Annotated in this window: 14 protein-coding genes and 1 pseudogene; 7 read left to right on the top strand and 8 right to left on the bottom strand. The window is 36.2% G+C overall.

From position 1 onward, the window contains the following. Positions 1-128: 128 nt before the first annotated feature. Complete coding sequence (locus tag MODO_RS19115; protein ID WP_006265742.1) at positions 129-1,109, top strand: IS30 family transposase; 981 nt, start codon at positions 129-131, stop codon at positions 1,107-1,109. Between the two features lie 8 nt (positions 1,110-1,117). Here the strand turns inward: MODO_RS19115 and MODO_RS16440 are convergent. Continuing rightward, positions 1,118-2,293: pseudogene (locus MODO_RS16440) on the bottom strand (YifB family Mg chelatase-like AAA ATPase); the annotation flags it as partial. 311 nt (positions 2,294-2,604) lie between these two features. Between MODO_RS16440 and MODO_RS16435 the strand changes: the two are divergent. From MODO_RS16435 to MODO_RS16425, 3 genes are all read left to right on the top strand, one after another. After that, positions 2,605-3,753 carry an efflux RND transporter periplasmic adaptor subunit gene (locus MODO_RS16435; protein ID WP_006256783.1) on the top strand — a complete coding sequence of 383 codons (1,149 nt, stop codon included), beginning with the start codon at positions 2,605-2,607 and terminating at the stop codon, positions 3,751-3,753. A gap of 69 nt (positions 3,754-3,822) precedes the next feature. Beyond that, the gene (locus MODO_RS16430) at positions 3,823-6,972 is read left to right on the top strand and encodes an efflux RND transporter permease subunit (RefSeq protein WP_006256784.1); all 3,150 of its coding nucleotides are present in this window, start codon (positions 3,823-3,825) and stop codon (positions 6,970-6,972) included. Positions 6,973-6,984: 12 nt separating this feature from the next. Further along, positions 6,985-8,457 (top strand): efflux transporter outer membrane subunit, encoded by a 1,473-nt coding sequence (locus tag MODO_RS16425; protein ID WP_006256785.1) that lies wholly within the window; start codon positions 6,985-6,987, stop codon positions 8,455-8,457. Positions 8,458-8,796: 339 nt separating this feature from the next. Here MODO_RS16425 and mltG read toward each other — a convergent pair whose 3' ends face one another. From mltG to dapF, 3 genes are read right to left on the bottom strand one after another with little or no spacing between them, the layout of a single operon-like run. After that, on the bottom strand, positions 8,797-9,834 hold the full coding sequence (gene mltG / locus MODO_RS16420; protein ID WP_006256786.1) for an endolytic transglycosylase MltG: 1,038 nt from the start codon (positions 9,832-9,834) through the stop codon (positions 8,797-8,799). Positions 9,835-9,842: 8 nt separating this feature from the next. Continuing rightward, entirely contained in the window at positions 9,843-10,367 is a 525-nt protein-coding gene (locus tag MODO_RS16415; protein ID WP_006256787.1) for a GNAT family N-acetyltransferase, read from the bottom strand. 5 nt (positions 10,368-10,372) lie between these two features. Continuing rightward, the gene (gene dapF, locus MODO_RS16410) at positions 10,373-11,155 is read right to left on the bottom strand and encodes a diaminopimelate epimerase (protein WP_006256788.1); all 783 of its coding nucleotides are present in this window, start codon (positions 11,153-11,155) and stop codon (positions 10,373-10,375) included. A 134-nt stretch (positions 11,156-11,289) separates the two neighbouring features. Between dapF and MODO_RS16405 the strand changes: the two genes are divergently transcribed. Further along, a complete protein-coding gene (locus tag MODO_RS16405; RefSeq protein ID WP_006256789.1) occupies positions 11,290-12,690 on the top strand; it encodes a trypsin-like peptidase domain-containing protein in 1,401 nt (466 codons plus the stop codon). Between the two features lie 113 nt (positions 12,691-12,803). After that, complete coding sequence (locus tag MODO_RS16400; RefSeq protein ID WP_006256790.1) at positions 12,804-14,252, top strand: glyceraldehyde-3-phosphate dehydrogenase; 1,449 nt, start codon at positions 12,804-12,806, stop codon at positions 14,250-14,252. Between the two features lie 73 nt (positions 14,253-14,325). Here MODO_RS16400 and MODO_RS16395 read toward each other — a convergent pair whose 3' ends face one another. The 3 genes from MODO_RS16395 to MODO_RS16385 form a co-directional block, all read right to left on the bottom strand. Next, the gene (locus MODO_RS16395) at positions 14,326-14,895 is read right to left on the bottom strand and encodes a TlpA family protein disulfide reductase (RefSeq protein WP_006256791.1); all 570 of its coding nucleotides are present in this window, start codon (positions 14,893-14,895) and stop codon (positions 14,326-14,328) included. A 173-nt stretch (positions 14,896-15,068) separates the two neighbouring features. Continuing rightward, a complete protein-coding gene (locus MODO_RS16390; RefSeq protein ID WP_006256792.1) occupies positions 15,069-16,388 on the bottom strand; it encodes a solute carrier family 23 protein in 1,320 nt (439 codons plus the stop codon). A 134-nt stretch (positions 16,389-16,522) separates the two neighbouring features. Further along, positions 16,523-18,784, bottom strand: coding sequence for an aconitate hydratase (locus MODO_RS16385; protein ID WP_006256793.1), 2,262 nt, complete (start codon positions 18,782-18,784; stop codon positions 16,523-16,525). 307 nt (positions 18,785-19,091) lie between these two features. Between MODO_RS16385 and MODO_RS16380 the strand changes: the two genes are divergently transcribed. Next, the gene (locus tag MODO_RS16380) at positions 19,092-19,556 is read left to right on the top strand and encodes an OsmC family protein (RefSeq protein WP_006256794.1); all 465 of its coding nucleotides are present in this window, start codon (positions 19,092-19,094) and stop codon (positions 19,554-19,556) included. A gap of 87 nt (positions 19,557-19,643) precedes the next feature. Here the strand turns inward: MODO_RS16380 and MODO_RS16375 are convergent, their stop codons facing one another. After that, positions 19,644-22,406, bottom strand: a complete 2,763-nt coding sequence (locus MODO_RS16375; protein ID WP_006256795.1) for a bifunctional aconitate hydratase 2/2-methylisocitrate dehydratase — start codon at positions 22,404-22,406, stop codon at positions 19,644-19,646. Positions 22,407-22,550: the final 144 nt, after the last annotated feature.

Below are 22,550 nucleotides of genomic sequence, written 5' to 3'. Positions count from 1 at the left end.
CTTAGATTCAACTAATAAATGCAACAGCATTTAAAAAACGGCGGAGAACATTTGCTCCATGGAGCAAATGTTCTCCGCCGTTGGCGAAAAAAAACATCTACTTTTGAGGTTCCTACACACCCAAAAAGATGTCACATTTAACGTTAGAACAAAGATATAAAATAGAAGCATATAAAAAGGCAGGTAAATCACTTACTGAAATTGCTTGTTATATAGGCAAAGACAAGTCTGTTGTTAGCAGAGAGCTTAAGCGCAATTCAGACGAAAGAAATGGTGTTTATAAAGCTAATCTTGGACAAAGAAAGACAGCTCAACGACACAAAGAAAAACGCAAGAGAATACGCTTAACTGAAAACGTAAAAACAACTATTATAGACTATCTTAATCAAGATTATAGTCCAGAACAAATAGTAGGTAGAAGTAAACTTGAAGCAAAAGAAATGGTCTCTGTTGAATGTATTTATCAATTCATTTGGCAGAACAAAAAACAAGGAGGAAAGCTTTATAAGCATCTTAGAACTAAAGGTAAAAAATATAGAAAAAGAGGTGCATGCAAAGACAGTAGAGGCTTGATAAGTAATAGAGTAGATATTGAAAAAAGACCTAGTATAGTTGATGATAAATATAGAATAGGTGATCTTGAAATAGATTTAGTAATAGGGAAAAATCATCGTGGAGCACTGCTTACTATAAACGATAGAGCTACAGGGGTTTTATGGATGGGAAAGATAGAATCAAAGGAAGCTCACGTTGTAGAAGCTAAAATTATAGAACTCTTAAAAGACTTCAAACCGTTACTTCATACTATGACTTCTGATAACGGAAAAGAGTTTGCAAACCATCAAAATATAGCTAACACTCTAGAGCTTGATTACTACTTCGCAAAGCCTTATCACAGTTGGGAAAGAGGAGCTAATGAAAATTTAAATGGATTAGTAAGACAATATTTCCCTAAAATGACTAATTTCGATTTAATTACACAAGCAGCAATTGACAAGGCTGTAAATATTTTAAACAACAGACCAAGAAAGAGATTTGGTTTTAAATCGCCTAACGAAATTTTTACAGAAAAATTAAACCTAATGGTTACTGTTGCATTTAATACTTGAATCCACCCTTCTATATGTATATCTATTCGGTCTAGCAGAGGACCAGACACCTTGCTTAAGTACCGTTGCATCTCTAGTGGTGTAGACTTGACAGGTGCACTAGGATCATTAAAATAGCCACTCGGACTCGGATTCATACTTGCCACTAGCATAAATGAGGAAGGATACGTTATTGTAAACTTTGCCCGTGAGATAGTCACCTCCCTATCTTCTAGTGGTTGTCTCATCACTTCTAATACCTCTCTTTTAAACTCAGGCAACTCATCTAAAAACAGTACCCCATTATGCGCCAGAGATATCTCACCAGGTTGTGGATAACTTCCCCCTCCTACTAGAGAAACAGATGACGCAGTGTGGTGAGGACTTCTAAAGGGCCTAGACCTCATCAGCCCACAGTCTTTTGCCTTTCCTACTACACTGTGAATTTTAGTTGTCTCTAATGCTTCTTCTAGTGTCATCGGAGGCAGTATACTTGGTAGTCTTTTGGCGAGCATTGTCTTTCCAGAACCTGGAGGACCTATTAAGATGATATTATGCCCACCAGCTGCAGCTATCTCCATCGCTCTCTTGATACTCTCTTGTCCCTTCACATCCTTAAAGTCTATCTCTAGGTGATGCTCAGACTCTTCACTAAACATCTTAGTGAAGTCTAACTCCACTGGTACTAACTCCCCCTTTCCCTCTAAGAAGTCTATCACTTCTTTTATATTACTGACACCATATACCTCTAATCCTTCTACTATAGCGGCTTCCTTCTCATTCTCTTTTGGAATTATAATTCCTTTATACCCTTCTTCTTTTGCCTTTATAGCGATAGGGAGTGCTCCATTAATACACTGTACAGTACCATCTAAGGATAGCTCTCCCATAATAATATAATCCGACAACTCTTCTTGTAATGACATCTGGTTAGAAGCTGCCAAAATACCAATAGCAATCACTAGGTCATAAGCAGAACCTTCCTTACGCAAATTAGCAGGTGCTAAGTTGATTGTTATCTTCCTCCCTGGAAACTTATAACTGTTATTCTTCAATGCTGCGGCTATCCTATAGCTGCTCTCTTTTATCGCATTATCAGGTAGCCCTACTAAGTGATATCCTACTCCTCCATCTATGTGTACCTCTACTGTGATAGTTGTAGCTTCAATCCCAAATACAGCGCTCCCAAACACCTTTGTTAACATAATTTATGAGTATTAATTAATATTTACCTAATAAATTCAATCATTTCTTACTATTCTAAAAACATTATCTTTGCCAATATGTGGAGCGATACCACAAAAAGCAACAACTTTTATAAATAAGATTAGTTAAATTTAAACAATAATGACTATTACTCAATAACACAAAACAAATACAAAAACCTACAAATCAAACATTTATATTTATTAAATTAGTTTTTGATTACAAATAAAGTCGTTTTGGCATTAGTATTGAGTAAGGTTACTGTGGAGATAGACTCTCACCTACAACAACAAATAGTATTTAAAGAATTATGATTACAAGTAGAAAAACAGTTTTAGTAGCATTTTCAGCGTTGATTATGTTTGGTACATTGATAGGAATTAACAGCTGCAATATAGGTTCATCTAAAACACTAGATCCTAAAGAAAATGCTTTAGCCTTACCTATCATAAAAGTAGATACAACAACTGCAATTACAATCAAAGATTATATAGGAAATATAGAGGGAAAAGTAAACGTAGAAATCAGACCTCAAGTAGAAGGTATACTTGAAAAGATTTTCGTAGATGAAGGTGCTTTCGTAAAAGAAGGGCAACCTTTATTCCAAATAGACCCACTACCTTACCAAGAAGTTTTAAACAATATGATCGCTACTGAAAATGTAGAGAAAGCAAAACTTAAAAACGCAAAACTAGAAATAGACCGCCTAAAGCCTCTTATCGATAATGAGGTTATCGCTCAGGTACAATTAGAAACAGCAAAGTCTAACTACGATATCGCGAAAGCTTCTTTGGCTAAAGCTACTGCTGCTGTTAATAGTGCTAAGATTAGTCTTGACTACACTATTATAAAAGCACCTGTAAGTGGATACATCGGACGTATGCCTAAGCGTATCGGTAACTTAGTGTCTAAAGGGGATAAAGAACCGCTAACTGTACTATCAGACGTGAGTGAGGTATATGTGTACTTCGGAATGAGTGAGTCTGACTTCTTATACTTCAGCAAAGACAATAAGAAAACAGATACAGCTAGTATCAGCAACGGTCATTACTTACCAGACGTTTCTCTAATCTTAGCAGATGGACACGAATACCCTGAGAAAGGTAAAGTAGATATGATCAATGGACAAGTAAACAGAACAACAGGTTCTATTTCTTTAAGAGCATCATTCCCAAACTCTAAAGACGTGATGAGATCAGGTAATACAGGAACGATCAAACTAAAAGAAACAAATCCTCGTGTTATTCTTATTCCACAAGAAGTAACTACTTCTATACAAGACAAGACTTTTGTTTATATCTTAGATAAAGAAGACAAAGTAAAATTACAGTCTATCGAATTAAATGGAGTGTCAGGAAATAACTTTATCGTATCTGAAGGATTACAAATCGGAGATAGAATTATCAAAACAGGTTTTGATAAACTTACTGAAGGGATGTATGTAAAACCTTTAAACTAGACAAAGTACTATTCAAAAGACAAAAACAGAATTTAGAGTATTTGTACTCGCCTTACAAAACAATTTAATATGTTAAAAGCCATTATAGAACGCCCCATATTAGCCACTGTAATCTCAATTATGTTTGTGTTACTAGGACTAGTAGGGCTTACCTTACTGCCAATTACAAGGTTCCCAGAGATTGCACCTCCTAGTGTAAGTGTATCAACTTCTTACCCTGGTGCCAATGCAGAGACTGTTGCTCAGAGTGTTTTACTTCCGATAGAAGAATCTATTAACGGGGTAGACAATATGACCTACATTAGCTCTAAAGCGAGTAACAGTGGATCAGGAACAATCAACGTATTCTTTAAAGCAGGTACTGACCCTGATCAAGCTGCGGTAAACGTACAGAACAGAGTAAGTAAAGCTGCTGGTGATCTACCATCAGAAGTGAATGAGAACGGTATATCTGTGACTCCTCGTCTTAGTGGTAACATTATGACGATCAACTTCTACAGTGATCACCCAGAAGAAGTATATGACGAAACTTTCTTACAAGCTTATACACAGATTAATATTAACCGTGAATTACTTCGTGTACCAGGAGTAGCTTCTGTGAGCCGTATTGGTGCTCGTGACTACTCTATGAGAACATGGTTAAACCCTGATAAGCTTGCCTTATATAGTTTAACTCCACAAGATGTCATCAGTGCGATCAAAGATCAAAACTTTGAGATTGCACCAGGTAGCTTTGGGGAGACATCTGATGAAGCCTTTGAGACTGCTTTAAAGCACAAAGGGAGATTTAACTTACCTGAACAATACGAGAACATCGTTATTAAAACGAATAAAGACGGTTCTGTTCTACTGCTAAAAGATGTAGCTAGAGTAGAGTTCGGAGCCTCTAACGTAGGTAGTGATAACAGTGTGAACGGGTACCCTGGTCTAACGATGAATATTACACAGACCAACGGTTCTAACGCACGTGATATCGATATCGCAGTGCGCAAAACATTAGAAAGACTGTCTAAATCATTCCCACAAGGAGTGCATTATGAAATTAGCTACTCTGTAAAAGCGCAGATAGACGAATCTATTAGTCAAGTAAGAAGTACACTATTCGAGGCATTCTTCTTAGTGTTTATTATTGTTTACTTGTTCTTACAGGATTTCCGTTCTACGATTATTCCAGTTATTGCTATTCCTATCTCGCTAGTAGGTACTTTGTTCTTTATTTATTTAATGGGATTCTCTATTAATATATTGACCATGTTTGCCTTAGTACTAGCCATTGGTATTGTGGTGGATGATGCCATCGTAGTAGTGGAAGCCATCCACGAGAAGATGCATCATACAGGAATGAAGGCAAAAGAAGCGACAATCACGACGATGAACGAAATTACGAGAGCTATTATCTCTATTACGTTAGTCATGTCAGCAGTATTCTTACCAGTAGGATTTATGCAAGGGCCTGCAGGGATATTCTATAAGCAGTTCGCTTATACCCTAGCCTTCGCTATTTTGATTTCTGCTGTGAATGCCTTGACGCTGAGTCCTGCACTATGTGCATTATTCTTAAAGCAACCATCAGGAGAAGAATATGCTGCTCAGAAACCTCAAGCAGGCTTTAAGAGAATACGCAATAAGTTCTTCTTTGCATTTAATACTGCATTTGACAGTTTTACAGAGAAGTATGTCGTAACGATCAAAAAGTTAATTACGAACAAGAAGGTAGCTATCGCAGGATTAGCTCTAATCATAGGAGTTGGAGTTCTTTATCTATACAAGACCCCTTCTTCATTTATCCCTAGAGAAGATGATAGTTATATCACTTACTCTCTAGCCATGCCTCCTGGGGCTTCATTAGCACGTACTAAGGTAGTATTAGCAAAAGCAGATAGTATCTTAAAACAGCGTACGGATATCGAAGGGATGACAGCTATCTCAGGATATAATACGATAGATGGTAATGCCAGCCCATCATTTGCGGTAGGGTATATTAACCTTAAACCGTATAAAGAAAGAGGTAAAGTAAAGAATATAGACAAGATTATCGCAGAGATACAAAGCGATTTATCACAGATACACGAGGCTTCTTTTAACGTATTCCCTAGACCTACTATTTCTGGTTTTGGTGATTTCGGAGGAATTGAGTTCGTGTTACAAGACCGTATGGGAGGTGGATTTACAGAGTTCAACCAAGTGAGTGATGAGGTAATTAAACAATTAAATGAAAGAGAAGAAATATCTAATGCCTTTACTTCATTTAAAGCAAACTACCCTCAGTATTTACTTGAGATCGACTATGTAAAAGCAAAATCGTTAGGTGTAAGTGTAAAAGACCTAATGACTACTATCAAGAACTACTATGGTCGTGTAAAAGCAGGAGACTTTAATAGATTCGGTAGAACGTACCGTGTATATATGCAGGCAGACATCCCATTTAGAGAGAGTCCACAGTCCTTCTCTTCTATCTATGTAAAAAACAAAGATGGAGAAATGCTACCTGCTAATACCTTGATTAAACTGAAGAAAGTATTAGGTCCAGAGACCGTAACTAGATATAACTTATATAACTCTATCTCTATCAAAGCTAATCCTGCACCAGGATATAGTACAGGAGATGCGATGAAAGCGATAGAAGAAGTAACAGAACAACTACCTGGTAACTACTCTTATGAGTACACAGGTATGTCATTAGAAGAAAAAGATTCGGGTAACCAAGCGATTATCATCTTTGGGCTGAGTATCATCTTTGTGTACTTCTTATTATGTGCTCAGTATGAGAGTTACTTGTTACCAGTAGCGATTCTATTGACAGTACCGACAGGATTATTAGGGGTAGCCCTATTCGTTAACCTTGCTGGATTACAAAACAATATCTATGTACAAGTAGGATTGATTATGTTGATCGGGTTATTAGCGAAGAATGCCATCCTTATCGTAGAGTTCGCTCTACAACAGCGCAAAAACGGATTGTCGATATTCGATGCTGCCGTAGAAGGAGCTAAAATGCGTCTAAGACCTATCCTAATGACATCATTTGCTTTCGTAGCAGGTTTAATACCGTTGATGTTTACAGTAGGACCATCAGCTCAAGGAAACCACTCGATCAGCTTCAGTGCTGCTGGTGGTATGATATTTGGAGTAATTGCAGGTATATTTATTATCCCAGTATTATTCTATATCTTCCAGACTTGGGACGAAAAACTTAAATCTAAACTTACTAATGAATAAAAGATAGAAACCATGAACACAAAAAGAATTATAACAAGCACTTTATATGTATCGGTGGTTTCCGCAGCTTTAGCCTTACATTCTTGTGCTCCACAGTCTAACTATAAAGCACCTGAATTCGAATTGCCAGAACAGTATAGAGGTCAACTAGACTCTATCAACAATACTAGAGATTCAGTAGGAATAGCTGATATTGATTGGAAGACGTTCTTTGAAGATGAGAAGTTGATTGAATTAATCAACAGTGGATTAGAACACAACTTCGATATGGCTAATGCTATAAAGAATATCGAAATAGCTGACCAAAAGGCTAGACAAGCTAAGCTAGAATGGCTGCCATCAGTAGATATGACACTTGGCAATGTAGCTTATCAGTATCGCTCTTCTAATTACTATGGATCAGCAGCAAGTAAATACTACGAAAATAAAGGGAAAGACGCTCCTGAGAATATGTATGTAAACTCTGCTCAATACGTCTCTTCTCTAGGTATAAGCTGGGAATTAGACGTCTGGGGAAAGATGAAGAGCATGAGTGCTGAAGCTCTAGCGAACTATCTACAGACTCACGAAGCTCGCAAAGCAGTACAGACTACTCTAATCGCTAATATAGCAGAAGGATATTATAACTTACTACTGCTAGATGCTCAGATGGAAGTAGCTCAGTCTAACTATGAATTGACGAAGAATACCCTAAAGATAGTTGAACTACAACGAGATGCAGGTCAGACCACCTCTCTTGCTATTCAACAGACGCGTAACCAAATGCTAGTAGCAAAGGCGTTAATTCCTTCTCTAAAACAGCAAATAGCAGTTCAGGAGAATGCGCTATCACTGCTTACAGGACAGCTACCAGATGCTATCGAGCGAGATACTAAGTTAGCAGAGGTCAACTACCAAGAAACACTGACAACAGGAGTACCACTATACTTAGTGAGTCAGCGTCCTGATGTACAACAAGCAGAGCTAGCTCTAAAAGCGAGTAATGCAAGAGTAGGTGTAGCACAGACTAGCAGATACCCTTCTCTTACAATAGATGTAACGGGAGGATTAAATAGTATGTTAGGTAAGAATTGGTTTAATATACCTGGTTCTTTATTCGGTGGGCTAATAGGTGATGTAGCCGCTCCTCTATTTAATAAGCGAAAACTAAAAACAGATTATGAAGTAGCTAAAATAGAAAGAGAAAAAGCAGAAATAGACCTTCAGAAGTCTGTCTATACAGCTATCACAGAAGTATCTGATGCCTTAATCACATTAGAGACAGTGAAAGAGCAGATAGAGATCGCTGAAGAGCAAGTAGCAACTTCTAGATTAGGTGTAAAGCAATCTAACTTACTATTTAACAGTGGATATGCCAACTATATAGAGATTATCAATGCACAAAAGAATATGCTAGATAGTGAGCTGAACCTAAACAAATTAAAACAGAACAAACTAATTTCAAGAGTAAAACTATACCAAGCTCTTGGTGGTGGATGGAAATAGTACTCCACATTTATACTCTTATAATCTATACCAGAAAAGGCTGTCCGTGGACAGCCTTTTCTATTACTCTTATTTTAGCTAGATTGTACCTAGATTGCGAATACCTCATTAGTACTTATATCGTATGTCCATACTCACTCCGTTATTTTATACACATTAACGGACTTGCTACGGACTCATAACGGACTCACTACGGACTCATTCGAAACAAAACAGCATGAGTACTTATAGTAAAGTCATACAACATTAAATCCCTATAAACTATATTTATATTCCACTTCAGAAGTATAAATATAAAAAAAGCTGTCCAAAATTAGACAGCTTACTTCTATTATTTTTTTAATTGATACCTGCTTGGTTTAGCCATGCACTATACTTTCTACTGTTAGCATTATGCTGAGCTAGTGTCACCGCAAACTCGTGATATCCTAATCTATCTACACTTGCACAGAAGTACACATAATCGTGTTTCTCTGCATTTAACACTGCATCTATACTAGACTGATCTGACATAAAGATAGGTCCTGGAGGTAGTCCTGTATTCTGATACGTATTATAAGGTGATGGTATCTGAGTATCCTTTAGATACACTCTTTTGATCACTTGTTTAAAATCGTTAGTATGTAGTTTCTTAGCATATACTACAGTAGGGTCTGCTTGTAATGGCATTCCTAACTTAATTCTATTTAGGTACACTCCTGCTACTTTTTCTTTCTCGTCTGCTTTACTCGTTTCTTTCTGAACAATAGAAGCTAAGATAGATACCTCTACAGGTGTTAGCCCTAGAGCTTTTGCTTTCTCTTGACGCTCAGCGTTCCAGAATCGGATGTACTCCTTATGCATCTTATTACGGATTTTCAAAGGGCTTACATTCCAATAGAATTCATATGTCTCAGGTAAGAAAGAGACTAATACACTTTCTTTAGTAAATCCGTTTTCTTCTAAGAAACTAGGTTCATAGAACGTCTCTAAGAAACCTATACTATCCGTCTCAAACATAGAACCTAATCTCCCTGCGAAATCTTCTATTCGCTCAAGGTTATTATACGTTAAACGCACAGGTACATTCTTTCTAAGTGCCTCGATGATGTCATAGGTATTCATTCCGTTTCTAAGTTTAAAACGACCACTGAATACATTAGACGGATAACTGCGTTGTTCTGCTATTTCTACGAAACCTTCTTTATCATTTAGATAAGGTTCTAATACCTTTAATACAGAATGAAAGTTATCTTCTTGCTTAATGTAGATAAACTGTTCTTCATCCCAACCTTTTAAATTAGGCGAAAACGCCTTACCATACCATATATACAAGTATCCTAATAGTCCAAATCCCCCTAGAACAACTAGAATAACTAAGATGTTTTTTAACTTCATAATTTTATTTAAAATAATAATTGATACAACGCTTCGTCTTTATAAACTCCGCCAACTCTTTCCCAATCTTTCTTTATACCTACTAGTTTAAAACCGTATTTTAAAAACAGTTGTTGACTAGGATAATTATCTACCGAAATATTAGCATACAGCTGGTGCAAACCTAATACTTCTTTACCATAATTAATAACTAATTCTAATGCTTCTGCTCCTGCTCCTTTCCCTCTATCCTCTTGGTGTTGGATCACAATTCCTACACCTGCTCTATTGTTCTTAGGATCAAACTCAAATAGATCAATCAGTCCTAATGTCTGCTCTGTATCTATATCACAGATTACTAATCGCAACTGCTTTACTTCATAGATATCGAGATGAGCATTCTCTAAATACTGTCGAATCAAAAAGCGACTATAAGGTGTCACCGTATTACTAACTTCCCATAGATCAACATCATTCTCTATCTGATAGATAAATTCTAAATCTTCTGGCTCTAAAGCACGTAAAAATATAGCATTCCCACGAATATGTAACATCTTTTTTATATTTGTATTGTCCCTTCAAACGCTAGTTTGGCTGGTCCGCTTAATACTACATTTCTATAACTAATACGATCCTCTGTCTCAAAACTAATCATCAGACTTCCTCCCTCTACATCTATCTTCACTTCATTGTGATCACACTTCCCCTGAGCATACATCGAGATAGCTACTGCAGTAGCTCCTGTACCACAAGATAACGTCTCGTCTTCTACCCCTCTCTCGAATGTGCGTATTCTAAAATGATTAGGTCCTTCCTGCTCTACGAAGTTTACATTAGTTCCTCCTGGTGCGTATAATTCACTCTCTCTTATCTCTTGTCCTATACCGAATACATCATAACTTCCTAAATCTCTCACTACCTGTACATGATGAGGTGATCCTGTATTTAAAAAGCTGTATGACTTCTCTATCTCTATCCCTGACACATTGATCATCTGTAGCGATACTATACCCTCACTACTAATGGTAGCAGTATGTTCTCCATCTATAGCTATAAAACGGCAATTGTCATTAATTATTTTTAACTGTTTCGCAAAGGCTACTAGACATCTACCTCCATTACCACACATGGTACTCTCACTTCCATCTGCATTATAATAGACCATTCTAAAATCATATCCTTCTGCTTCTTCTAACAAAATCAAACCGTCTCCACCTATTCCAAAGCGTCTATGACATAAATGTGCTACTAATTCCTTGTCTTCTTTAGGAAAAAAACTAGTGCGGTTATCTATCATTACGAAATCGTTACCAGTTCCCTGATACTTATAAAATCTCAACATATAGCTAATCTTACTTAAAGTGGTAAAAATACAAATAATGTATGTTAAAACACGGTGTTAAGTGATGGTTAAACATCATTTTGTTCAAATTTTTATTTAGTAATTTTAGTCTTATTTAATTAATAGATTTATATATGAAAAAGATCTTAGGTGTTTTTTTAATTTGTTTATTAAGTGGTAGTATGACACTAGCTGGTTATAAGTATTTTTTTGAAAATCAAAACAATACTGAACTAAGTAAACTAGAGGATGTACCCTCTGCAATTTCTACTACCAAATCTTCTATTATCCCAAATTCGTCTATTGATTTCGTTGAAGCTGCTGAAAATACTGTAAATACAGTAGTTCACGTCAAAAATCTAAGCTATGTATCTTCTCGTTCTAACCCTATCATGGAACTATTCTATGGGTATAAGCCTTCGCCAAAACCTCAGATAGGAACAGGGTCAGGTGTTATCATTACTGAAGATGGTTATATCGTTACGAATAACCATGTGATCGCTAATGCTTCTGAACTAGAAGTGACACTCTCGAATAATGAAACGTATAAAGCGAGACTAATCGGTACGGACAAAGAAATGGATATCGCACTATTAAAAATAGAACCAAAAGAGAAATTATCTTATATCGTATTTGGAGATTCTGACGACATTCAACTAGGAGAATGGGTTATCGCTGTAGGTAATCCTTATAACTTAACCTCTACAGTGACAGCAGGTATCGTATCTGCTAAAGCTCGTAATCTATCTAAGACAAGTATTCAATCTTTTATACAAACAGATGCCGCTATCAACCCTGGTAATAGTGGTGGTGCCTTAGTCAATACTAAAGGAGAATTAATCGGTATTAACACCATGATCTCGTCTAACACAGGTGCTTATGTAGGGTACGCCTTTGCTGTGCCTTCTAATGTAACGCGTAAGATAGTTGAGGATTTATTAGAATATGGAAATGTACAGAATGCTACTCTAGGGGTATCTGGATATGAATTAACTCCTCAAATCGTCAAAGAGCTCAACATTAGCAATACTTCTTTTGGTTTTTATATTCAAGATATAATAACGAACTCCGGTGCGGCTCAGGCTGGATTAAAAAATGGAGATATTATCACTAAGATTAATAATAAAGAGATTAAGACCTTTGTAGACCTCCGCTCAATCATTAATACTAAACGCCCTAAAGATATAGTAGCAATAGAATATCTAAGGGGTAACGATACACATAGTACCTCTATAACACTTGGTAAGAATGAACCTCGCAAAATAGAGTTTAGAGGATTAGAATTACAAGAACTAGATACAGCCGAAAAAGAAGAATTAAACATCAACTACGGATTTAAAATAACGAAGATATTAGACAAGGATTTTGCGAAATATGAAGACGATTTGATCGGTAGTATTCTCCTTTCTATCAATGATCTCAAAGTTTCTAACATCAATCAAATTAAAAATATCGACTCTCAGATTAATCAAAATCAAAAAATAAAGCTCACTTTAATGAATAAAAACGGAGAATACCTTCGTTTACTAATATAATCGTAAGGTTCACCCAATAAATACACTAAAAAGAGTATTTTAAACTTTACAACTTGATTAATTCATTAAAAAAACAGACTTTTGCAGTAATTTATCACAACACAATTTAATATATGAAAAATACTAGTCTTTACGAGAAAGAATTAGCTTTTCAAGCAGATCGTAGAAAAGCATGCGTAGAGTTTATTAAGATTATTAGTGACCTATGGTATGACAAGTCTATTGAACTATTAATGTTCCGTAACCAACTTATCGACCGTAGCGTTAGCGATATCATTAACTTACATGAGTATGCTGCAAAATTTGTTGGGAAACCAATCAATATTTTTGATTCTGTAGAAATAGCTGAAGCGATTCAACGAGCTGACTTACCACCTTCTAGAATCGATATCGGTCGTTTAACTTATGAATATCACTTAGAAGACAACAAGCACAGCAATGCTTTAGACTTTGTTATTTCTAAATTAAAAGATGCTAAAGAAACAGAAGAATTAGTACCTAAAGACGTAGTACTTTACGGATTCGGACGTATCGGACGTTTATTAGCTAGAGAGTTAATGAATAAAATCGGTAAAGGACAACAAATGCGTTTAAGAGCAATTGTAACTCGTGATAAAAACGATGCAGTTCTTTTAGAAAAACGTGCTTCTTTACTTAAATATGATTCAGTACACGGAGACTTCGAAGGTTCAGTAATCGCTGATCCTGAAAACAATGCTTTAATCATCAACGGTACTACAGTACACATGATTTCTGCTAATGCTCCAGAAGAAATCGACTATACTCAATACGACATTGAGAATGCTTTAATCATCGATAATACAGGTGCTTTTAAAACTGATGAAGATTTAAAACGTCACTTAACTTCTAAAGGTGCTTCTAAAGTATTATTGACAGCTCCTGGAAAAGGTGTACCAAACATCGTTCACGGTGTTAACCACACTGAGTATGATCCAAACCAAGTAGATATCTGGTCTGCTGCTTCTTGTACTACGAATGCTATTACTCCTATCTTAAAAGTAATGGAAGATAACTTCGGTGTAGTAAAAGGACACTTAGAGACTATCCACGCATATACAAATGACCAAAACTTAGTAGATAATATGCACAAGAAATACCGTCGTGGTAGAGCTGCTGCATTAAACATGGTTATCACTGAGACAGGTGCAGGAAGTGCTGTAGCTAAAGCGTTACCATCATTAGCTGGTAAACTTACTTCTAACGCTATCCGTGTACCAGTACCTAATGGATCACTTGTAGTATTAAACTTAGAAGTTGGTAAAGAAACTTCTGTAGAAGATTTAAATGAAGTAATGCGCAAAGCTGCTCTTAATGGAGACTTAGTAGAGCAAATTAAATATTCTATCAATAACGAATTAGTATCATCTGATATCGTAGGAACATCTGCTCCATCTATCTTCGATAGTAAAGCTACTATCGTTTCTGCAGATGGTAAAAACGTAGTTATGTACGTATGGTATGATAACGAGTATGGTTATAGCCACCAAGTTATCCGCTTAGCTAAGTACATCGCTCAAGTTAGACGTTATACTTACTATTAGTAGATAGTAAGCTTAATATATAAAAAAGTCCAGCTAATGCTGGACTTTTTTTATACTTCTATGTATTACATTTTTATTTCAATAATTCGTCTAGTGTTACTCTAAACTTAGAGCTATTCCAGTCAGCTGCCCTGAACTTACGCACTACTATATTTCCTTTTTTATCTATTACATAAGATGCTGGTATAGATTCAGAAAATAAAACAGCAGGAGCTGCATTCTGCTCAAAATAAATAGGTAAAGTATACTGATGCTTCTCTTTAAAAGCCTTTACCTTATCAGGAGACTCTGAGGTAACGAAAAGAAATACTACTTTATCTTTATAATCGTTATAAAGCTCTTGAAAGCTAGGTTTCTCAGCTAAACATGGAGGGCACCACGTAGCCCAAAAGTTAATGATAACCACTTTTCCCCTAGTCTTATCTAAATCAAAAGTTTGTCCGTGCTCATCTATTAAATGCCATGACTCGTAATTCACTGTTTGTTGATTTTCGACTTTCTCTAAGCTAGGACTCATAGCCACAAGCCTATTCAACCACACCTTCGCACTATCTCCTAAAGGAGTAAATAAAAAAACTCCTAATACTAAAATAAATATAGCATTAGATATCCATCCTTTCTTCTTGGTATTCTTCTCACTCATACTCTTACTTTATTCAATATTTTAATGTAGAATACTCATTATACAAATACTACAAACCTATTCTACGTTATAATTATTGTACAACCACTTTTCGTTTATCTTTTTATAATGTATTCTGAGTTAAATATATAAAGAAGTCGCCACAACAAAAAATGTACTTATCTAAAACTGCACTAAGATTTTCTAAACATATCGTCAAAGTCCACATCTACTCTTCCTGGTAATACGATATTTAATACTATCCCTATAATAGATGCCAATGCCATTCCTTCTAATGAGAATAATTCTCCTATATGAATAGCTGCTCCTCCGATACCGATAATCAATATAACTGATGAAATAATCAGGTTTCTCTTTACCTTAAAGTCTACATCATTCTCAACTAACATTCTCAATCCACTCGAAGCAATAATACCAAATAAGAGAATAGAAACACCTCCCATCACAGGTGCAGGTATCGTACTTAACAAAGCTGATATCTTACCACAAAAACCAAACAGAATAGCAAAACATGCTGCTCCCATAAATATATATATACTAAAGGCTCTTGTAATAGCTAATACTCCAATATTCTCACCATAAGTAGTATTAGGTGGTCCTCCTATCAATGAGGCTAACATAGTAGCTACTCCATCTCCTAACATACTCTTATGCAATCCAGGATCTTTTATTAAATCTTTATCAATGACTTTGCTCAATACCAACTGATGCCCTATATGTTCTGCAATAGGTACGATAGCTACAGGTAACATCAATAAAATAACATACCATGACACAGTAGGCTCGTAATGTACAAAAGGCACCATAAAACTAGGCACTTCAAACCAATTAGCTTCAATCACTTTTTCGAAGTGGACTACTCCCATGATTGCAGAAAAGCAATACCCTCCTACAATACCTATTAGTACAGGTATAACGCTAAGAAAACCACGTGTGAAAATTGCTGTAATAATCGTTATGGCTAACGTTACTAGGCCAATCATGACATAAGTTAGGTCATATTCTCCTTGAGGATTATTAGTCACCATACCGATGGCTGTACTAGCTAATCCTAATCCTATAACCATAATAACAGGCCCAACTACAATAGGTGGCAATAGCCTCATTAACCAATTAGTTCCTGCCTTAGCAATTAATAATGCTACTAAAGAATAAACAACTCCTACAAGAAAACTACCTACTAAAAAACTACCTACGGGCATTCCTGAAGAAGGATCTGCTTCTAAAGCTTTCATTGCTATAATAGGGTTTATAAAAGCAAAAGAAGAACCTAAGTATGAAGGAACTTTCCCTCTAGTTATAAAGATAAAAACCAATGTACCAATACCACTCGATATTAAAGCTATAGCAGGATTCATTCCTGTCAACGTAGGAACTAAGACTGTCGCTCCAAACATCGCAAATAAATGTTGGACACTCAATAGAATCCACTGCCCTAATTTAGGCTTCTCATCTACTGCTAATACTATTTTCTTATCCTCTATTTCACTCATTTGTTGTCTTGTTTACTAGTTATAACTAGAGCGCAAAATTAGTTAATTCAAAGTTAATAACATCTCTATTCAAACAGATAAAAAAAGGGTACCTCAATTGAGATACCCTTTATAATATAGAATTGTAGAGTTAATTACTTACCTGCTGCAATTAAGTTTAATGCAGAACCCGCTTTAAACCATTCTATTTGACTAGCGTTATACGTATGGTTAGCCATGATGATGTCCTTAGATCCATCAGCATGTACAAACTCTAATGATAACTGTTTACCTGGTGCAAACTCAGTTAAATCTAAGAAGTTGATTGTATCATCTTCTTTTATCTTATCATAATCAGCTTCATTAGCAAACGTTAAAGCTAACATTCCTTGTTTCTTTAGGTTTGTTTCATGAATACGTGCAAAAGACTTCACTAATACAGCTTTTACCCCTAAGTGACGAGGCTCCATAGCTGCGTGCTCACGTGATGATCCTTCCCCATAGTTTTGGTCCCCTACTACAATAGTTGGTACACCTGCTGCTTTATAAGCTCTTTGAACTGCAGGTACTGCTCCGTAAGCACCTGTCAGTTGGTTCTTCACTTTATTTGTCTCGTGATTAAAAGCATTCTCTGCTCCTATCAACATATTGTCAGAAATATTATCTAAGTGCCCACGGAAACGCAACCAAGGACCAGCCATAGAAATATGGTCTGTAGTACATTTACCAAAAGCTTTAATCAACAATTTAGCTCCAGTAATATTTTTGCCATCCCATGGAGTAAATGGCTCTAACAATTGTAAACGACTAGAAGTAGGGTTTACATCTACTACTACATTTGAACCATCAGCAGCTGGTGCTTGATATCCAGGATCCTCTACTGCAAAACCTTTAGTCGGCAATTCATCACCTGTAGGAGGTACTAATTTTACTTCTTCTCCATTATCGTTAATAAGTGTATCTGTGATAGGGTTAAAACCTAAGTCACCAGCGATAGCTAAAGCAGCTACCATCTCAGGAGATGTTACAAAAGCATGGGTATTTGGGTTACCATCCGCACGCTTAGAGAAGTTACGGTTAAACGAGTGAACAATAGTGTTTTTCTCTTGTTTATCAGCTCCTTCACGATCCCATTGACCGATACATGGCCCACAAGCATTGGTAAATACTTTAGTTCCCATCTTCTCAAAAGTCTCAATGATACCATCTCTTTCAATTGTATAACGAATTTGTTCAGAACCTGGGTTAATACCAAATTCTGCCTTAGGAGTGATTCCTTGAGCTACTGCTTGTTCTACAATAGAAGCCGCTCTAGACATATCTTCATAAGAAGAGTTCGTACAAGAACCTATTAATCCCCACTCTACTTTTAATGGCCATCCGTTAGCTTCTGCCTCTGCTCTCATTTTTGACACAGGAGTTCCTCTATCTGGTGTAAAAGGCCCATTAATATGTGGTTCTAATTCTGATAAGTTTATTTCTATTAACTCGTCAAAGTATTTTTCTGGGTTAGCGTACACTTCAGCATCTGCTGTTAAGTGTTCAGCTACCTTATCAGCAGCATCCACTACATCTTGACGACCTGTAGCTGCTAAATATCTTCTCATTGAATCATCATATCCAAATGTAGAAGTAGTCGCTCCTATCTCTGCTCCCATATTACAGATAGTACCTTTACCAGTACATGACATAGAAGTAGCTCCTTCACCGAAATACTCTACGATAGCTCCTGTTCCTCCTTTTACAGTAAGAATATCTGCTACTTTAAGAATAACGTCTTTAGGGGCAGTCCAACCGTTTAACTTACCAGTTAATTTCACACCTATTAATTTAGGAAACTTTAATTCCCAAGCCATACCAGACATTACATCTACTGCATCAGCCCCACCTACACCTATAGCTAACATACCTAGACCACCAGCATTAACTGTATGTGAATCTGTACCAATCATTAATCCTCCTGGGAAAGCATAGTTCTCTAGTACAATTTGATGAATAATACCTGCTCCTGGTTTCCAGAAACCAATACCATATTTATTAGATACAGAAGATAAAAAGTTAAACACCTCTGATGATTGGTTTTGTGCTGTTTGAAGATCTGTAGCAGCACCTACTTTTGCTTGGATTAAGTGGTCACAGTGTACTGTAGTTGGCACGGCTACCTTTTCTTTTCCAGCGTGCATAAATTGTAATAAAGCCATCTGAGCTGTTGCATCTTGACACGCTACACGGTCTGGTGCAAAGTCTACATAGTCTTTACCTCTCTCAAATGATTGTGATGGTGTCCCATCCCATAAGTGAGTATATAAAATCTTTTCTGAAAGTGTTAATGGACGACCTACTAGTTCACGAGCTTTCGCTACGCGGTCAGGCATCTTATCATACACTTTTTTAATCATTTCAATATCAAAAGCCATAATAAAGTTCTTTTTTTTACAATTTAAATTATTAAGACAATTTACAGTTTTTTACCTCTAATAAATTCTATATAAATGTTAAAACAATATATTTAAAATGATTCTATTTAATTGAAATAAGTTTACAAAATAGACTATAATACTATGTCTAAGTATAATATCACAACAAATGATTAGTTGAGTATTTTGTTTAAATTTGAATCAAACTAATAAGAGGAATTATTGCCCTTACCTAAACTCGCCAACTATGATATATAGGTAAGCAAATGCTACTTATGAATTCATCGTCTTATTTAAAACAAACACCATGTACAAACATCTTTTTAAAGCTGCGCTAAATTGGATTGCTATCGACAAGCAAAAAGAGTCGAACAAAAAGGTGTATGCTAAAAGCCATACCATCAAAATAGAAGGAAAAGATATTTTACCTATTTCAGCAGCCAAAGCCTTTAAAGGAGACCCTACGTTGCTAAATCCAGAAGATTTATTGCTAAGCGCTCTTACATCATGTCATATGATGTCGTATTTATACGTATGCCAGCAACACGATATAGAAGTGCTTGCTTATGAAGATAATTCGGAGGCTACGTTAGTACTAAATGATGATGGTAGTGGACGTATAACCAAGGTGGTTTTAAATCCGATAGTACGCATCAGAGATGAATCACAAAAAGAACTAGCGCTACAACTACATGTTCAAGCCAACAAACTTTGCTTTATTGCTAATTCTTGCAATTTTGAAATAGAACATCATGCACAATGCATTGATTAACGTGATCCCATAAAAAAACGAGCCTATCTAATATTAGATAGGCTCGTTCTATATTAACTACATTTAAATATTTCTATTTAGCGTATATTATTTAGTAGGAATTGGTTTGAACTTCGTTAAGTTAATTCCTTCTACAGAAGATTTGTACTCTTCGATAGTAGGGATTCTTCCTAAGATAGCAGAAAGTACTACTACTGGAGTAGAAGCTAATAAAGACTCTCCTTTTTTACGTTCAGAATCTTCTACCACACGTCCTTGGAACAGACGAGTAGATGTAGCCATTACTGTATCACCTTTAGCAGCTTTCTCTTGGTTACCCATACATAAGTTACAACCAGGACGTTCTAAGTACATAATGTTTTCGTATTCTGTACGGTTAGTTGTTTTTGGTAATAAATCACTAAACTCAAATCCAGAGTATTTTTGTAAATATTCCCAATCTCCTTCAGCTTTTAACTCATCAATGATATTATAAGTCGGAGCAGCCACTACTAATGGAGCATTAAACTTAACCTCACCATTTTGTTTTTCAAGGTTTTTAAGCATTTGAGAAACAATCTTTAAGTCATCTTTGTGAACCATACATGATCCTACGAAACCTAAATCAACTTTCTTATCACTTCCGTAGAAAGAAAGCTCTCTAATAGTATCGTGAGTATAACGTTTAGATACATCATCATTATTTACGTCTGGATCAGCGATCATAGGCTCATCAATGATGTCTAAGTCAATCACAACCTCAGCATAATATTTAGCATTAGCATCTGGAGTTAATGCTGGTTTTTCACCAGATCTAATCTCTTCGATTCTCTTATTTGCTTTATCTATTAATCCTTGAAGAACTTTATTGCTGTTATCCATACCTTTCTCTATCATAATTTGGATACGGCTCTTAGCGATCTCTAAAGACTCGATTAAAGTATCATCCTGAGAAATACAGATAGAAGCTTTTGCTTTCATCTCTGCAGTCCAGTCAGTAAATGTAAATGCTTGGTCAGCAAGAAGAGTCCCGATATGAACCTCAATAATTCTACCTTGGAATACGTTCTCTCCTCCGAATTGTTGTAACATTTGAGATTGAGTAGCATGCACTACATCACGGAAGTCCATATGTGGCTTCATATCTCCTTTGAAAGTTACTTTCACTGACTCAGGAATTGGCATAGAAGCCTCTCCTGTTGCTAATGCTAAAGCTACTGTTCCAGAATCCGCTCCGAAAGCAACCCCTTTAGACATTCTAGTGTGAGAGTCACCACCGATGATGATAGCCCAATCGTCGATTGTAATATCATTCAATACTTTGTGAATAACGTCAGTCATTGAGTGATACTCTCCTTTAGGGTCACGTGCTGTAATTAACCCGAAGTCATTCATAAACTTCATTAACTTAGGGATATTAGTCTGTGCTTTTTTATCCCATACAGAAGCAGTGTGACATCCAGATTGGTATGCACCATCTACGATAGGAGAAATAACTGTAGCAGCCATCGCTTCTAACTCTTGAGCAGTCATTAATCCTGTTGTATCTTGAGACCCAACGATATTAACTTCTACACGTACATCTGATCCTGCGTGTAACACTTTTCCAGGAGTTACTCCTACTGCGTTTCTATTGAAGATTTTCTCAACAGCAGTAAGCCCTTGTCCTTCTACAGAAATCTCTTTTGAAGGAGCGAATACTACAGGAGCTTCTATTCCTAATACTTTCGCAGCAAAAGTTTGGATCTTTTTACCAAATACGATAGCATAAGAACCACCAGCTTTGATAAACTCCATTTTTTGTGGAGTAAGTGCTTTAGCGATATCGATAAGCTCTTGGTCTCCATTATATAATTTTTTAGCTTTTGTATCAATAGTCAATACAGTTCCAGTCTCAACAGAGTAAACTTGTTCTAATACAGGCTCACCTTTTTCGTTGCGAACTACTTCTCCATTAGCATCTGTTTTCTTCACCCAGTTTTTAAGGTCAAGTCCGATACCTCCAGTTACATCAACTGTAGTTAAGAAAATAGGTGAAATACCGTTAGTACCACCTACGATTGGAGCAATGTTTACGAATGGTACATAAGGACTAGCTTGTTTACCTGTCCATAAAGCCACGTTATTTACTCCAGACATTCTTGAAGATCCTACTCCCATAGTACCTTTCTCAGCGATTAACATTACACTCTTACCAGGATGTGCAGCTTGTAGCGCTTTAATCTCTTGTTGAGCAGCAGGAGTGATCATACACTGTCCGTGTAACTCACGGTCAGAACGAGAGTGAGCTTGGTTACCTGGAGATAATAAGTCAGTAGAGATATCCCCTTCACCAGCGATGAAAGTTACTACTTCTATTTTCTCAGCTACTTCAGGAAGTTTTGTAAAGAACTCCGCTTTAGCATAGCTCTCTAAGATATCCTTAGCAATAGCGTTACCTGCTAAGAAAGCCTCTTTTAGACGTAATGTATCTGCATCGTATAAGAATACTTGTGTCTTAAGTACTTTAGCAGCTTCTAAAGCGATAGCTTCATTATTACCTAATGCTAAGTCTAAAAGAACCTCAATAGAAGGTCCACCCTTCATATGAGATAATAATTCGAATGCAAAAGCTGGAGTAATTTCTTTTACTACAACCTCACCTAAGATAATTTCTTTTAAAAACTTTGCTTTAACACCTGCAGCACTAGTAGTACCCGGTAAAACATTATAAATAAAAAGCTTAAGAGAATCCTCATGGTATTCGTTCTCAGCATCTTTTACTTGTGCTATAACTTCACTTAATAGTTCAGCACCGTCAATTGGCTTAGGATTAAGCCCTTGAGTTTTTCTTTCTTCGATCTCGTTGATGTAATCCTTGTAAAGACTCATAGTTATGTCTATTTAATAAAAGGTTGAGGATAGAACCCTGTATCAACCTATACATGTTATTTTGTATTAGTTCTTTTTCTAAGCTTAATCCTCACATACTCATCCTTCTTAGTTTAGATAATTATGTTTAGTTTATCACTTTGA

This window comes from Myroides odoratimimus, assembly GCF_001485415.1.
GTDB classification, from domain to species: domain Bacteria; phylum Bacteroidota; class Bacteroidia; order Flavobacteriales; family Flavobacteriaceae; genus Flavobacterium; species Flavobacterium odoratimimum.
The sequence above is the reverse complement of the archived record's forward strand: the minus strand, read 5'-3'. Positions and strand labels throughout refer to the sequence as shown.

Bases quoted from the DNA above. Each gene is read 5' to 3' on its own strand.
- MODO_RS19115 (WP_006265742.1), top strand. From the start codon at position 129: ATGTCACATTTAACGTTAGAACAAAGATATAAAATAGAAGCATATAAA.
- MODO_RS16435 (WP_006256783.1), top strand. From the start codon at position 2,605: ATGATTACAAGTAGAAAAACAGTTTTAGTAGCATTTTCAGCGTTGATT.
- MODO_RS16430 (WP_006256784.1), top strand. From the start codon at position 3,823: ATGTTAAAAGCCATTATAGAACGCCCCATATTAGCCACTGTAATCTCA.
- MODO_RS16425 (WP_006256785.1), top strand. From the start codon at position 6,985: ATGAACACAAAAAGAATTATAACAAGCACTTTATATGTATCGGTGGTT.
- mltG (WP_006256786.1), bottom strand. From the start codon at position 9,834: ATGAAGTTAAAAAACATCTTAGTTATTCTAGTTGTTCTAGGGGGATTT.
- MODO_RS16415 (WP_006256787.1), bottom strand. From the start codon at position 10,367: ATGTTACATATTCGTGGGAATGCTATATTTTTACGTGCTTTAGAGCCA.
- dapF (WP_006256788.1), bottom strand. From the start codon at position 11,155: ATGTTGAGATTTTATAAGTATCAGGGAACTGGTAACGATTTCGTAATG.
- MODO_RS16405 (WP_006256789.1), top strand. From the start codon at position 11,290: ATGAAAAAGATCTTAGGTGTTTTTTTAATTTGTTTATTAAGTGGTAGT.
- MODO_RS16400 (WP_006256790.1), top strand. From the start codon at position 12,804: ATGAAAAATACTAGTCTTTACGAGAAAGAATTAGCTTTTCAAGCAGAT.
- MODO_RS16395 (WP_006256791.1), bottom strand. From the start codon at position 14,895: ATGAGTGAGAAGAATACCAAGAAGAAAGGATGGATATCTAATGCTATA.
- MODO_RS16390 (WP_006256792.1), bottom strand. From the start codon at position 16,388: ATGAGTGAAATAGAGGATAAGAAAATAGTATTAGCAGTAGATGAGAAG.
- MODO_RS16385 (WP_006256793.1), bottom strand. From the start codon at position 18,784: ATGGCTTTTGATATTGAAATGATTAAAAAAGTGTATGATAAGATGCCT.
- MODO_RS16380 (WP_006256794.1), top strand. From the start codon at position 19,092: ATGTACAAACATCTTTTTAAAGCTGCGCTAAATTGGATTGCTATCGAC.
- MODO_RS16375 (WP_006256795.1), bottom strand. From the start codon at position 22,406: ATGAGTCTTTACAAGGATTACATCAACGAGATCGAAGAAAGAAAAACT.